Below are 12464 nucleotides of genomic sequence, written 5' to 3' on the forward strand. Positions count from 1 at the left end.
GCGATGAAAAGATATCTGTTTCACCGCCTGCTGGCACTGCTTCCGGTGCTGCTGGTGGTATCGGTAGTGGTGTTCTGTTTGATTCATCTGGCGCCGGGCGATCCGGCGCTGGTTATTCTTGGGAATGATGCCAGCCCGCAGGATATCGCTGCGCTGCGTCAGCAGATGGGGCTGGATCGTCCGCTACTGGCTCAGTTCGTCAGCTGGTTTGGCGAGGTGATTACCGGCGATTTGGGGTATTCGCTGTTTCTGGATACCAGCGTGATGACCTTGTTTTTACAGCATCTGACGCCGACCCTGGCGCTGGCGCTTTATGCGCAGGCCATCGCGCTGGTGCTGGGCCTGGCTGGTGGGGTGATTAGCGCCTGGCAGCATGGCGGTCTGGCAGATCGCGTCATTCGGATGCTGGCCACGTTCGGCATGTCGGTACCGGGTTTTTTACTCGGTCTGTTTCTGATCTTCTTTTTTGCCGTCCAGCTGCGCTGGTTCCCCGTGGTGGGCTATCGCTCCACTAACGAATCGTTCTGGCTCAACGTCTGGTATCTGACGCTACCTGCCTGTGCGCTGGGCTTACGCATTGCGGCACTGATTGCCCGAATGACGCGGGCGGTGATGCTGGATGTGATGCAAGAGCCGTTTATCAGCACCGCGCGGGCGAAAGGCGTACCGGAACGAAAGGTATTGCTGCGCCATACCCTGAAAAACAGCCTGATCCCCATTCTGACCATCTGCGGCGAGTCGTTCGCATCGCTGGTCACCGGCACGATTGTCATTGAAAGCGTGTTCGGTATTCCGGGCGTAGGGTCGCTCATCGTGGACTCCATTGAACGCCGGGATGTGACGGTGATCCAGGGTGTCGTACTGCTGATCACCGTCTGCTACGTCGCGATCAATCTGGCGGTGGATCTGCTGAGTTATCTCGCCGATCCGCGTCTTAGCGTTGACGGGGGTGACAAATGATCCCAACCCGAAATCCGGGCCTGCTGATCTGGCCCGCGGTGCTGATAGCCATTGTGCTGCTCTCCTTTTTTGCCAGCGCGATCAGCCCTTACGATCCCTACAGCATCGATCCGCTCAGCCGGTTGAAGCCTCCCTCTGGCGCGCACTGGTTTGGCACCGATAACTTTGGTCGGGATCTGTTTGTCCGCGTGGCGCTGGCTGTGCGGGTATCGCTCTCGGTGGGGGCGGCGGTGGCGGTGATTGCGGGGATCTCCGGAATGGTCATTGGGCTGCTGTGTGCCTGGTATCGCCCGGTGGATCGCATTCTGATGCGCGTTTGCGATGGTCTGTTTGCTTTCCCTTCGCTGCTGTTGGCTATCGCCATTGTGGGCGTACTTGGGCCGAATATTTCCAATGTGGTGCTGGCGTTGTCGCTGGTCTATGTCCCGTCGATTGCCCGCGTGATCCGCGGTGCGGCGATGGTCATTAAAGAGAAAAACTTTATTGAAGCGCTGCGGGCGCAGGGGGCGAGCGCCTCACGAATCATCTGGCTGCATCTGCTGCCCAACGTGATTTCGCCGTTTATCGTGCAGGTGAGTTGGGTCTTCTCGGTGGCGATCCTGACCGAAGCGGCGCTAAGTTTTCTCGGATCCGGCGTTCCCGCTCCGATGCCCAGCCTTGGCAATCTGCTGCTGGAGGGCAAAGCGGTGATCTTTACCGCCTGGTGGATGACCTTTTTCCCGGGGATCGCCATTGTACTGCTGATCCTGGGGCTGAACATTATCGGCGACGATCTTCGCGACAGCGCCGATCCCGGCCTTAAACCGTTGCCACGCCGGATGCTTCGTCTGTTAAAACAAGGAGGAAGACATGGCTGAACCACTTCTTCGCGTCCGCGATCTGGAGGTCAGTTTTGCCACGCGCCAGGGCGTAATAGCGCCGGTAAGAGGCGTCTCGTTTCAGGTTAATCACCATGAAACCCTGGGCATTATTGGTGAATCGGGCTGCGGAAAAAGCGTAACGGCGCAGGCGCTGATGGGGTTGCTGCCTCCGCGCACCAGCCGTGTGGAAGGGGAGGTTTTTCTGGCGGAGAAAGCGCTGCATTCGCTCCCGGCGAAGGCGCGTCGGCAGATGAGCGGGCGAGAGATGGCGATGATCTTTCAGGACCCGCTGGCCAGCCTGAATCCGGTGATGACGATTAGCCAACAGATTGACGAAAGTCTCCGGCTGCATACGTCACTTTCACGTCTTCAGCGACAGGACAAGATCACGCATCTGCTGGCACAGGTCGGTATCCCCGATCCGGTGCGTTGCGCGGGCGCCTGGCCGCATGAGCTTTCCGGCGGCATGCGACAGCGCGTGATGATCGCCATGGCCGTTGCTGCGTCCCCCTCGCTGCTGATCGCAGATGAACCCACAACGGCGCTCGACGCCACGATTCAGGCGCAAATTCTCGATCTGCTTGATGAGATTAAGCAGCAGACGGGGATGGGCATTGTGATTATCACCCACGATTTGAGCGTGGTGGCGCGCCTGTGTCAGCGCGTGGTGGTGCTGTACGCGGGTCAGGTGGTCGAGGAGACGGACGTGCATTCGCTGTTTGAACGGCCCCGTCATCCGTATACCCGCGCACTGTTGGCCGCTCGCCCCTCGGCGGACCATCCGCCAAAAACGCCGCTGGCAGAAATTGGCGGACAAGTGCCTTCATTACATGCTTTGCCCGAAGGCTGTACTTATGCCGATCGTTGCCCGCTGGCGCAGCCGCGCTGTCGGGCGCAGGCAGCAGAATTGCGCCCGCTGGGTAGCGGAGCACACCTGGTACGCTGCTGGCGAGCCGATGAAACAGGAGGTATCTTGCGATGACGACACCGCTGCTGACAGTTAATCAGCTGTCGAAAACATTTCAGCGCCGTGGACATCCCGTTTGCGCGGTGAATAACGTCAGTTTTAGTCTCAATGCGGGTGAAACCTGGGCACTGGTGGGGGAGTCCGGCAGCGGTAAAAGCACCACCGGACGGCTAGTGCTGGGGCTGACGCCCGCGACGGGCGGAGACGTGCAGTTTGAAGGGCGTTCGCTGAACGGGCTTAATGCCGCAGGCTGGCGTAGCGTGCGACGGGATATGCAGATGATTTTCCAGGATCCGCTCTCCTCGCTCGACCCAAAACGTCGCGTGGGTTATAGCCTGGAAGAGCCGCTGATGATTCACGGAATCGACAGCCGTAAAAAACGGGTTGCTGATATCCTTGAGCAGGTGGGGCTGCGCCCGCAGGATGCCAGCCGTTACCCGCATGAGTTTTCCGGCGGCCAGCGTCAGCGTATCGGCATCGCCAGAGCGCTCATTCTCAAACCGAAACTGATTATCTGCGATGAACCCGTTTCGGCACTGGACGTTTCGATCCAGTCGCAAATTCTCAATCTGCTGATGGCGCTCCAGCGTGAGTACGGGCTGGCGTATCTGTTTATCTCCCACGATTTGAACGTTGTCAGGCACATTGCCGATCGCGTCGGAGTGATGCATCGCGGACAACTTGTCGAGCAGGGTGAGACGGAGCGTATTTTTACTCAACCGGGGCATGACTATACGCGCTATTTACTCAACGCCATTTTGCCCGCGCATCCCGCGAGCGGAGCACCGGTGCGTGCGGTTGCGAACGGTTAACGGTGACAAGAGTCGATTTGAACGCCGTGTCGGTTATAATAGGCGCAAAGAAGTGGGTCATGGCCCTATTAACCCGGCGCTCGCCGCCCCAAATGAGTACCATCAATGAGTGAAATGATTTACGGCATCCACGCGGTGCAGGCCCTGCTGGAGCGCGCACCGGAGCGTTTTCAGGAAGTTTTTATTCTGAAAGGGCGTGAGGACAAACGTCTGCTGCCGCTGATCCATGCGCTGGAAGCTCAGGGCGTGGTGATCCAACTGGCCAGCCGCCAGTTCCTCGATGAGAAAAGTGAGGGCGCAGTACACCAGGGGATTATCGCTCGCGCGAAACCGGGTCGTCAGTATCAGGAAAACGATCTGCCGGATCTGATCGCCCAGTATGATAACCCGTTCCTGCTGATCCTTGACGGGGTTACGGATCCGCATAACCTCGGCGCTTGTCTGCGTAGCGCAGATGCCGCCGGTGTGCATGCAGTCATTGTGCCGCGCGACCGCTCCGCGCAACTCAATGCGACTGCGAAAAAAGTGGCCTGTGGCGCAGCGGAAAACGTGCCGCTGATCCGGGTGACTAACCTGGCGCGTACCATGCGTCAGCTGCAGGAAGAGAATATCTGGATCGTGGGGACGGCTGGCGAAGCCGATCATACGGTCTACCAGAGCAAACTGGCTGGCCGTCTGGCACTGGTCATGGGCGCAGAAGGCGAAGGTATGCGTCGTCTGACCCGTGAGCATTGCGACGAGCTGATCAGCATTCCGATGGCCGGGAGCGTCTCTTCTCTGAACGTCTCTGTGGCAACGGGGATTTGCCTGTTCGAAGCGGTACGTCAGCGCGGGTGATTTTTTGTGCCCGGTAGCGCTTCGCTTACCGGGCCTACAAAAACGTTCAGGCCGGGTCAGGCGAAGCTGCCACCCGGCCAAAAACTACTCTTCTAAAGACCGCAAATGGTCGTCTTTATTGAGCGTCATGAGCGCCGCCATACTCACCACTGCCGTTGCCATCACGTAGTAAGCGGGAATATCCAGATTGCCGGTCTGCTTGATCAGCCCTGTAATAATTAAGCCCGCGCAGCCAGAGAAAATGGCGTTCGACAAAGAATACGCCAGTCCAAGCCCGGTATAGCGCACGCGCGTTGGAAACATCTCCGACAGCATCGCAGGCCCAGGTCCTGCCAGCATTCCCACCAGACCGCCCGCAATGAGTACCACTATCGCTTTCACCGCCAGGGTGCTGGATTCAGCCTGCAAAATCTTCAGCAGTGGCAGGGCAAGGATCAGCAGTAGCGCGGTGGCAATCACCATCACCGTGCGGCGTCCGATCCGATCGCTCAAGATCCCCGACGGAATGATCGTCAGAGCAAAGCCAATATTCGAGATAACCGCAATCAACAGCGCCTGGTTAAAGCCGGTATGCAGCGCCGATTGCAGGTAGGTCGGCATAATCACCAGATAGGTATAACCCGCTGCGGACCACACCATTACGCGGCCAATCCCCATGACGATCGCCTTGAAGGTGGCAGCGGTCTGCGCCCGGGCGACAACCGGCTTCTCCTGCTGTTGGACGAAGCTTGGCGTCTCTTCCATGCTGACGCGCAGCCACAGAGCGACCACACCCATCGGCAGCGCGAGGAAGAACGGAATACGCCACCCCCAGTCGTGCAGCGCTTCTGGCGTGAGCACCGCGGAGAGCAGCGCGACAATGCCAGCGCCGGCTAATAGCCCCAGAGCGACGGTAAAGGACTGCCAGGCGCCATAAAGACCCCGTTTACCGCGCGGGGCAAACTCGGTCATCAGCGACACGGCACCGCCGTACTCGCCGCCCGCAAACAGACCCTGCAGGATGCGCAATCCGGTGATAATCAGCGGTGCGGCAATACCGATGCTGGCATACACCGGAACCATACCAATTGCCGCGGTGGCGAGCGTCATCAGCACCAGCACAATGATCAGCGTCGGCTTACGCCCGATACGATCGCCAATACGCCCAAACACCACGGCACCCAGCGGACGGAAGAAAAAGGCGATAGCAAACGAAGCGTAGGTGAGGATCAGGCTGGTGATCCCCGCTTCGCCCTCAAGCTGGAAAAAATTCTTCGCAATAACGGTGGCCATAAAACCGTACACCGCAAACTCATACCATTCGATGAAGTTGCCAATAGAGCCTGCAATTAAAGCGCGTTTATGCGCATCCGGCGCGGGGTGGGAAGATTGCATAATGATTCTCTTCGAAAAGGTGAGAATAAATTATTCAACAGTTTGCGCAGAGTGAAATAGTTTATTCTTATATTGTGTGACCTGTTTCACGAATGATTTCAGCCAGATCGCCACCGTGTGACCCGACTCCCATGCAGCGATTGCTGGTGCTGTCCATACTTACCTTCATTGCCATTGAAGGAGGGAGACACAATGCACTGGCAGACCCACACCGTCTTCAATCAACCTGTCCCGCTGTCGAACAGTAATCTCTTTCTGTCTGACTGCGCCTTACACGACGCGGTGATTCGGGAAGGGGCCGAATGGGATAGTGAATTGCTTGCCAGCATAGGCCAGCAGCTGGGAACGGCGGAATCGCTGGAGCTGGGCAGGCTTGCCAACGCTAATCCGCCAGAGTTGCTACGTTACGATGCCCGCGGTGAGCGGCTGGATGACGTGCGCTTTCACCCGGCCTGGCATCTGCTGATGCAAGGGCTTTGCGCCAATCGGGTGCACAATCTTGCCTGGGAGGACGAGGCCCGCAAAGGGGCATTTGTCGCCCGCGCCGCGCGCTTTGTTTTGCATGCTCAGGTCGAGGCGGGCACGCTCTGCCCTGTCACGATGACATTTGCCGCTACGCCTTTGCTACAGCAGACGCTGCCCAAACTTTTTCACCCGTGGCTGACGCCGCTGATGAGCGATCGCTACGATCCGCATCTGGCGCCCGGTGGGCAAAAACGCGGGCTGCTTATCGGGATGGGCATGACCGAAAAGCAGGGCGGTTCGGACGTGTTGAGCAATACCACCCGAGCGGAAAAGAGCAGCGACGGCAGCTATCAGCTGACAGGGCATAAATGGTTTTTCTCGGTACCGCAAAGCGATGCGCACCTTGTGCTGGCGCAGGCCAAAGGCGGCCTGTCATGCTTTTTCGTGCCCCGCGTTTTGCCCGACGGGCAGCGCAATGCCGTTCGGCTGGAGCGTCTGAAAGACAAGTTGGGCAATCGCTCGAATGCCAGCAGCGAAGCTGAATTTCACAGCGCCTCGGGCTGGCTGTTGGGCGAAGAGGGTGAAGGCGTCCGTTTGATTCTGAAGATGGGCGGCCTGACGCGCTTCGACTGCGCGCTGGGCAGCCACGGGCTGATGCGCCGCGCGCTGTCCGTCGCGCTTTATCATGCCCATCAGCGGCAGACGTTTGGTAAAAACCTGATCGATCAGCCGCTGATGCGTGAAGTGCTGAGCCGTATGTCGCTTCAGCTGGAAGGGCAGACCGCTTTGCTCTTCCGCCTGGCGCGCGCCTGGGACCGGCGTGACGATCCGCAGGAAGCCGCATGGGCACGCCTCCTGACTCCGGCCGCGAAATACAGCGTCTGTAAAGCGGGGATCCCTTTTGTCGGAGAAGCCATGGAAGTGCTCGGTGGTGTGGGCTATTGCGAAGAGAGCGAATTACCGCGTCTTTTCCGCGAAATGCCGGTGAACAGCATCTGGGAAGGATCGGGCAATATCATGTGTCTGGACGTCCTGCGCGTGCTGGCGAAACAGCCTGGCATTATTGATGTGCTGCACGACGATTTTGCTCAGGTGAAAGGCCAGGACCGCCATTTTGATCGCAGCTGGCGGCAGCTACAGCAGACGCTGCGCAAACCGCACGAGGCGCAGGGCAGGGAGATCACCCGGCAGATCTTTTTGCTGGGCGCTGGCGCGCAGATGTTGCGGCACGCATCGCCACCCGTGGCGCAGGCGTGGTGCCGCATGATGCTTGATCCTCGTGGCGGAACGCTGCTGAGCGAGCAGGTCAAAAATGACCTGCTGCTGCGCGCTACGGGCAGAGTGGGGTAGTTAGTGCTTTAAGCGGAACAGGCTCACCAGTTCGGTCAGATGTGAGCCTTTCTCGCGCAGCGTTTGCGCGGTTTGCTCGCTGCGGGAAACGCGGTCGGCGTTGATGTGTGACGCTTCGCCGATATGCGTCATCGCCAGATTGACCTGACGAATCCCGGCGGATTGTTCATGCGATGCGTGGTTAATCTCGGTCACCAGCTGACTGATGTTATCAATGTGAACAATGATTGAGTCCATCGCGTGCTGCGTCTGCTCTGACAGCTGATGGCCTTCGCTTACTTTGTTCAGGGTGTCGCCAATCAGCTGTTCGATCTCTTTGACGGCATTGGCGCTTCGCGCTGCCAGCGCCCGCACTTCCTGGGCCACCACCGCAAAGCCTTTGCCGTGTTCGCCTGCCCGTGCGGCTTCTACCGCCGCGTTGAGGGCCAGAATATTGGTCTGAAAAGCGATGGATTCAATAACGTGAGTGATAGCCTCGATACGTTTCGATGCGTCGCGAATATCATCCATCGTCGCCACCGCGTGGCTGACGGTCTCACCGCCCTGGTGCACTGCGCGTGAGGTTTCGCCGACCAGCTGCTGCGTCTGTTCCATATTCGCGGCGTTTTGCTTCACAGTGGCAGCCAGCTGCTCCATGCTCGCCGACGTCTCTTCCACGCTGCTGGCCTGTTTGTTGATCTGCTCCGAGATTTCTCCGGCATCGGATGCCAGCGCGTTGGTGCCGAGGTGGATCTCACCAGCGGCCTCGCGAACCTGCTGAACAATTTGCTCAAGCCCGCCGCCCACACCGTTGATCGCGGCGATCAGTTGGCCGACTTCATCCTGGCGCGTGACGGGCAGTTCAGCGCGAAGATCGCCTGCGGCGTATTGACGGGTCAGATGGATGACGTCGCGCAGGGGGCGGGTCAGCCAGCGGCGAATGATGACCACAAACAGCGCTGCGAACAGAGCCGAGAGCACCACGCCCGCCAGCAGGAAGCGATCGCGCAGCGCATTGACGTCGGCCAGTAAGACGGATTTATCCATTTCACCAATAATGGTCCAGTTCCAGCCCGGGAGCGGCGTGTAAGCCATTTGCAGCGTGCGGCCATCGTCACTGATGCGCTCAAGCGTGCCAGACTGGCCGCTCAACAGCTGCTGCTGGAGGGTGCTATCCCACTTCGGCTGCTGTCCCTCCAGGCTTGGGTGGAACAAGTATTGTCCGCGCGTTTTACCGTTGCCGCGATCCAGCACGTAGAAATGACCACTCTCCCCGAGGCGACGGTTGAGGATTTTATCGCGCATGACGCTCCAGGAATGGCTGATATCGACGCCGACAAAGACAATCGCGATGACCTGACCGCTCGCATCTTTGACCGGCTGATATTGGGTGATGTAACGCTTGCCAAACAGCAGAGCCAGCCCGCGATAGACATCTCCTGTGGTCACGGCGTTAAACGCGGGGCTGGTGTTATCCAGAACGGTGCCGATCGCGCGCTCACCATTTTCTTTGCGCAGGGAGGTCGCCACGCGGATAAAGTCATTCCCACTGCGCACAAACAGCGTCGAAATGGCGCCAGTACGGTTGAGAAAATCATCGGAAAAGGCGTTATTTTCGTGAAGTTCGGTTTCGTCGCCCTTCAGCAGGGGAACATTTTGCCCGTTGATTGTGCGGGTCTGGCTGGGATCGCTATTCAGCGGTTGGGGCAGGAAGGTGGTGAACAATTTCGTGTAGCTTTCTACCTCTTCACCCAGGCTGGTATTGAACATCTGCACCATATCCACCACGCCGGTAGACTGGTTTTGCAGATCTTCTAACGCCAGGGCTTCCAGCTGTTGGCTGGCTTTATGACTGAGGAGAAACGTGAATAAAAGAAAGAGTGTGGCGACACTCACGCCGGTAAGGAGGGAGAGCTTTGTTCCGAGACCTGTGCGGCGGAAAAAGTTGATCATAAATTGCTCACTGTCGAAAAGGTATGGCTGTTCAACGGCAGAGCGGGACTAACGTTTATCAATTTTGTGTAACAAAATGTTACTAAACTGTCTCGATTCAGTAACGTAAAGGATAATAAATTTGTAAAAATAGAAAAGCCACTAAAAATGAGTGGCTTTTATAAGAACGCATCAGGCGTAAAGAATCGCTTGTACCCGCCATTGATCGACAAGCCTGTCCTCCTGCATCTGGACAATGCGATACCACGAAGCACCCTGCTCATCGGCTTTTAAGGCAATCACACGTTCAACGTCTTGCGGGCTCCCTGAAATATTATTCACGGAGATAAGGCCAATTTCATTTAAGCCTGTGACGCAATCAGCACTGGCAAACTCTGCTGACTGCGCGGTGGTGCTCATCAGCCCTGCTGAGAGCAACAGTGAGGTCAAAGCAAGAGATCGTTTCATTGTCAGCTCCATTTCACATGTCTCCGGTATCCGCCGGGCAATCCTTCGCAAATAAACTCACTTCCTTTGTCACAGGCATGGAGTTTATTGTGGACAGGAAAACGTCTATGGACGCAAAGCAGTGTAAATGTCGTTTAAATGCTGACAGTTATTTGTGGTACAGAATCGCCTGGGAATACCACTGTCCTGCCAGAACCGTCTCATCAATTAAAATGATGACGTAATAATCTGCTTTGGCTGCGACGGCTTTTGCTTTTATTGCATCCTCCGCATCCGCCGGCGAACCGACGACTAAGACGGAGACAGTACCCATTCGCTGTAATCCTTCGGTCTGATTACGACGAATTTCCTGAGGGTGATCGGTGGCCGGAGGAGCCGGTTGCGGTGTTCCTTGCAACGCGCTACAACCCGCTAACAGCGACACCAGCAATAAAGCAGCGAACCTGCGCATAACCATATCTCGTTTCCTGATAGCCATAGTGTAGATGTCTGCGAATTTCATTTTGGGGGAATGTTCCCAAACTGTTATCTGTGACGTAAATTTCGAATGAAAATATCGTGAAAGCGTAATCCAGTTCTCAACATTATGAATCACCCTTAAGACATGAGGCTCAACGATGATTGAACTTAAGACACAGCAGTTTGGCGACCATGAAATTCTACACGCTTTCCCTGGCGGAATGGGTGAGCAGCCGCTGCCCGTCGTGGTTTTTTATCATGGGTTTACCTCATCGAAACTGGTCTACAGCTATTTTGCGGTGGCGCTGGCTCAGGCGGGTTTTCGCGTGGTGATGCCCGATGCGCCCGATCACGGGGCGCGTTTTGCGGGCGATGAATCCGTGCGGTTAGGGCAGTTCTGGCAAATTCTGCACGGGAACCTGGTTGAGTTCGCCGGGTTACGGGATGCACTGTTTCAGGCCGGGCTGGTGGCCGACGAACGCCTGGCGGTCGCGGGGGCCTCGATGGGGGGAATGACGGCGCTGGGTATTATGGCGCGACACCCTGAAGTGAGGTGCGTGGCGAGCCTGATGGGGTCGGGATACTTTACCTCACTGGCCCGGACGCTGTTCCCGCCGCTGGAGCAGGACGTAGAAACTGTGCAGGCAGCCCTTGCGGAGTGGGACGTGAGCCGCGCGCTGCCGCAACTGGCCGATCGGCCTCTGCTGCTGTGGCACGGCGAGGCGGATGATGTCGTGCCGGCCGTGGAGACTTTTCGATTACAGCAGGCGTTAGTGGGTGAAGCGCGGGATAAAAATCTGACCTGTTTATGGGAAGCGGGGGTGAGGCATCGCATTACGCCAACGGCGCTGGACGCCACGGTCGAGTTCTTCCGCCAGCATCTCTGAACGCGGCACGGCGTCACGATAAAAAAAAGCCCCCGGGCAGGGGGCAAGTCAAACTATGGCTATGTTCTCGTTTTGGCTTTCCTGGTGCTAGCGTCAAAGTCTTATCGATAGATATCTGCGCTTGCATGCATATTGCCGTTGCTACCGGGCTCACGGGTCAAAATGACGTGGTAGTACTTTGCGCCCGATGCATCGGTCTCTTCATTCAGCGCCTGATCTGCTTCACTTTCGGTGGCGAAGTTATGGTTTATGTAAATTACGCCTAAGCTCTGCACATCATCCATATTTCTGGCCTGTCGACCGTCGATCTTGATGGCTGCCATCGCGTTTGCACTGAGCAAAAGCGCAGCCAGAATGGCTATTACGATTTTTTTCATGATATGCGCTCCACGACTGCGTGCTGTGTGACGGTTTTCCTCTCCTTATTCACCTGGATAGGGCCTGATTAAAGTGTAATCGCTAATAGTGTGGGCAATCGCGACCATTTCTGATGCTGTTGTTCAAAAAAGTAGCGCTTTCCGATGTGTCTAATTTTAAATCATCCACTTAGACCCGCTTTGCGCTTAGTGCGAATTAATTGCGCAATCAGCTTGAGTTTTTGGGGGTTCGCAATTAGAATGACGCGTCAATTTTTCGGCCGCCCTTTAACACGTTCCTTGCCTCCATGGGCCGCGGCTGACCCAGACAGGAGGCTGAATAATCCGTAAGGAGCAATTCGATGCGTCATTACGAAATCGTTTTTATGGTCCATCCTGACCAGAGCGAACAGGTTCCGGGTATGATCGAACGTTACACTGGTGCAATCACTGCAGCAGAAGGTACGATCCACCGTCTGGAAGACTGGGGCCGCCGTCAGCTGGCTTATCCGATCAACAAACTGCACAAAGCTCACTACGTTCTGCTGAACGTTGAAGCTCCGCAGGAAGCGATCGATGAGCTGGAAACTAACTTCCGCTTCAACGACGCCGTTATCCGCAGCATGGTAATGCGTACTAAGAACGCAGTTACCGAAGCATCTCCGATGGTTAAAGCGAAAGACGAGCGCCGTGAGCGTCGCGATGATTTCGCAAACGAAACCGCAGATGATTCTGATGCTGGGGATTCTGAAGAGTAA

General features: G+C 56.8%; 13 protein-coding genes. 8 read left to right on the forward strand and 5 right to left on the reverse strand.

Annotation, left to right across the window (positions count from 1 at the left end):
• The first annotated feature begins 3 nt into the window (after window positions 1-3).
• From SOM82_RS02075 to rlmB, 5 genes are all read left to right on the forward strand, one after another.
• Window positions 4-960, forward strand: coding sequence for an ABC transporter permease (locus SOM82_RS02075; RefSeq protein WP_320460747.1), 957 nt, complete (start codon window positions 4-6; stop codon window positions 958-960).
• Window positions 957-1817 (forward strand): ABC transporter permease, encoded by an 861-nt coding sequence (locus SOM82_RS02080; protein WP_320460748.1) that lies wholly within the window; start codon window positions 957-959, stop codon window positions 1815-1817. Before SOM82_RS02075 ends, SOM82_RS02080 begins: the two co-directional genes overlap by 4 nt.
• The gene (locus tag SOM82_RS02085; RefSeq protein WP_320460749.1) at window positions 1810-2802 is read left to right on the forward strand and encodes an ABC transporter ATP-binding protein; all 993 of its coding nucleotides are present in this window, start codon (window positions 1810-1812) and stop codon (window positions 2800-2802) included. The genes SOM82_RS02080 and SOM82_RS02085 overlap by 8 nt, the downstream gene beginning before the upstream one ends.
• Window positions 2799-3599 (forward strand): ATP-binding cassette domain-containing protein, encoded by an 801-nt coding sequence (locus SOM82_RS02090; RefSeq protein WP_414672118.1) that lies wholly within the window; start codon window positions 2799-2801, stop codon window positions 3597-3599. The genes SOM82_RS02085 and SOM82_RS02090 overlap by 4 nt, the downstream gene beginning before the upstream one ends.
• A gap of 105 nt (window positions 3600-3704) precedes the next feature.
• Window positions 3705-4436, forward strand: a complete 732-nt coding sequence (rlmB, locus tag SOM82_RS02095) for a 23S rRNA (guanosine(2251)-2'-O)-methyltransferase RlmB (protein WP_320460750.1) — start codon at window positions 3705-3707, stop codon at window positions 4434-4436.
• Between the two features lie 84 nt (window positions 4437-4520).
• Here the strand turns inward: rlmB and SOM82_RS02100 are convergent, their stop codons facing one another.
• Window positions 4521-5810: an MFS transporter gene (locus SOM82_RS02100; RefSeq protein WP_320460751.1), complete on the reverse strand. Its 1290-nt coding sequence runs from the start codon at window positions 5808-5810 to the stop codon at window positions 4521-4523.
• Window positions 5811-6002: 192 nt separating this feature from the next.
• Here SOM82_RS02100 and SOM82_RS02105 point away from each other — a divergent pair, with 192 nt between their 5' ends.
• Window positions 6003-7625, forward strand: a complete 1623-nt coding sequence (locus SOM82_RS02105) for an isovaleryl-CoA dehydrogenase (protein WP_154126953.1) — start codon at window positions 6003-6005, stop codon at window positions 7623-7625.
• On the opposite strand, the gene SOM82_RS02110 is transcribed toward SOM82_RS02105, so the two are convergent.
• The 3 genes from SOM82_RS02110 to bsmA form a co-directional block, all read right to left on the reverse strand.
• Complete coding sequence (locus SOM82_RS02110; RefSeq protein WP_320460752.1) at window positions 7626-9557, reverse strand: methyl-accepting chemotaxis protein; 1932 nt, start codon at window positions 9555-9557, stop codon at window positions 7626-7628.
• 171 nt (window positions 9558-9728) lie between these two features.
• Window positions 9729-10016 carry a DUF1471 family protease activator YjfN gene (gene yjfN / locus SOM82_RS02115; protein WP_154126955.1) on the reverse strand — a complete coding sequence of 96 codons (288 nt, stop codon included), beginning with the start codon at window positions 10014-10016 and terminating at the stop codon, window positions 9729-9731.
• 136 nt (window positions 10017-10152) lie between these two features.
• Window positions 10153-10482, reverse strand: coding sequence for a biofilm peroxide resistance protein BsmA (bsmA, locus tag SOM82_RS02120; RefSeq protein WP_154126956.1), 330 nt, complete (start codon window positions 10480-10482; stop codon window positions 10153-10155).
• A gap of 139 nt (window positions 10483-10621) precedes the next feature.
• Here bsmA and yjfP point away from each other — a divergent pair, with 139 nt between their 5' ends.
• The gene (yjfP, locus tag SOM82_RS02125; RefSeq protein WP_320460753.1) at window positions 10622-11350 is read left to right on the forward strand and encodes an esterase; all 729 of its coding nucleotides are present in this window, start codon (window positions 10622-10624) and stop codon (window positions 11348-11350) included.
• 101 nt (window positions 11351-11451) lie between these two features.
• Here the strand turns inward: yjfP and yjfY are convergent, their stop codons facing one another.
• Complete coding sequence (yjfY, locus tag SOM82_RS02130) at window positions 11452-11727, reverse strand: DUF1471 family protein YjfY (RefSeq protein WP_100777877.1); 276 nt, start codon at window positions 11725-11727, stop codon at window positions 11452-11454.
• A 341-nt stretch (window positions 11728-12068) separates the two neighbouring features.
• Here yjfY and rpsF point away from each other — a divergent pair, with 341 nt between their 5' ends.
• Window positions 12069-12464 (forward strand): 30S ribosomal protein S6, encoded by a 396-nt coding sequence (gene rpsF, locus SOM82_RS02135; RefSeq protein WP_011915632.1) that lies wholly within the window; start codon window positions 12069-12071, stop codon window positions 12462-12464.

The sequence above is a fragment of the Lelliottia sp. CFBP8978 genome (assembly GCF_034046055.2).
Lineage (GTDB): Bacteria > Pseudomonadota > Gammaproteobacteria > Enterobacterales > Enterobacteriaceae > Enterobacter.

Excerpts from the sequence above, each read along its gene's own strand:
- SOM82_RS02075 (WP_320460747.1), top strand. The coding sequence starts at position 4 with ATGAAAAGATATCTGTTTCACCGCCTGCTGGCACTGCTTCCGGTGCTG.
- SOM82_RS02080 (WP_320460748.1), top strand. The coding sequence starts at position 957 with ATGATCCCAACCCGAAATCCGGGCCTGCTGATCTGGCCCGCGGTGCTG.
- SOM82_RS02085 (WP_320460749.1), top strand. The coding sequence starts at position 1,810 with ATGGCTGAACCACTTCTTCGCGTCCGCGATCTGGAGGTCAGTTTTGCC.
- SOM82_RS02090 (WP_414672118.1), top strand. The coding sequence starts at position 2,799 with ATGACGACACCGCTGCTGACAGTTAATCAGCTGTCGAAAACATTTCAG.
- rlmB (WP_320460750.1), top strand. The coding sequence starts at position 3,705 with ATGAGTGAAATGATTTACGGCATCCACGCGGTGCAGGCCCTGCTGGAG.
- SOM82_RS02100 (WP_320460751.1), bottom strand. The coding sequence starts at position 5,810 with ATGCAATCTTCCCACCCCGCGCCGGATGCGCATAAACGCGCTTTAATT.
- SOM82_RS02105 (WP_154126953.1), top strand. The coding sequence starts at position 6,003 with ATGCACTGGCAGACCCACACCGTCTTCAATCAACCTGTCCCGCTGTCG.
- SOM82_RS02110 (WP_320460752.1), bottom strand. The coding sequence starts at position 9,557 with ATGATCAACTTTTTCCGCCGCACAGGTCTCGGAACAAAGCTCTCCCTC.
- yjfN (WP_154126955.1), bottom strand. The coding sequence starts at position 10,016 with ATGGAGCTGACAATGAAACGATCTCTTGCTTTGACCTCACTGTTGCTC.
- bsmA (WP_154126956.1), bottom strand. The coding sequence starts at position 10,482 with ATGGCTATCAGGAAACGAGATATGGTTATGCGCAGGTTCGCTGCTTTA.
- yjfP (WP_320460753.1), top strand. The coding sequence starts at position 10,622 with ATGATTGAACTTAAGACACAGCAGTTTGGCGACCATGAAATTCTACAC.
- yjfY (WP_100777877.1), bottom strand. The coding sequence starts at position 11,727 with ATGAAAAAAATCGTAATAGCCATTCTGGCTGCGCTTTTGCTCAGTGCA.
- rpsF (WP_011915632.1), top strand. The coding sequence starts at position 12,069 with ATGCGTCATTACGAAATCGTTTTTATGGTCCATCCTGACCAGAGCGAA.